The sequence below is a fragment of the Vibrio sp. 2132-1 genome (assembly GCF_033344315.1).
Genome location: NZ_JAWPON010000888.1, coordinates 1 through 509 on the forward strand (window position 1 = coordinate 1; position 509 = coordinate 509).

At 47.7% G+C, this 509-nt stretch carries 1 protein-coding gene; it reads left to right on the forward strand.

Translation table 11 applies throughout. From position 1 onward, the window contains the following. Positions 1-509, forward strand: a 509-nt coding sequence (locus R8N47_RS28565) for a putative manganese transporter (protein WP_318186528.1), incomplete at both ends; no start/stop codon positions are given.

Consider the following 509-nt stretch of genomic DNA (forward strand, 5'->3'; position numbering starts at 1 on the left):
GCAACGTGCGATTAATCTTCAAGGTGCATTCTGGAAGTGGTTGATAATCCCTGCGAGCATGGTGGCCGTAATGACCTCATTCCAAGTGGATATCAATCAGCTACTGAATTTGAGTCCAAGTAGCATTGAATGGTTAGGAGCGATATTTGCGGTGGTCTCCATGTCGTTGTGGGCAATGACAAAAGAGCTGGGAGATTATCAATCGACGGTGTCAGAAGATGAAAAAATCGTTGATTCACACCCGATTCAAAAAGCAGCTCAACACACCAACCTTGTCAGCGCGTGGGTTATCGTGGCGTTTCTTGCGTTTGAACTAACGACCTATTTTTCAGGCGTTGATTTGGCTGCTACCTTCTCAAATTGGGGCATCTGGATGCCATTGGCTGGCTTAGCCATCGGTATGCTACCAGGCTGCGGCCCACAGATTCTCGTCACCAGTTTGTACATTACTGGTGCCGCACCATTATCCGCGCAGATTGCAAATGCGATTTCTAACGATGGAGATGCAC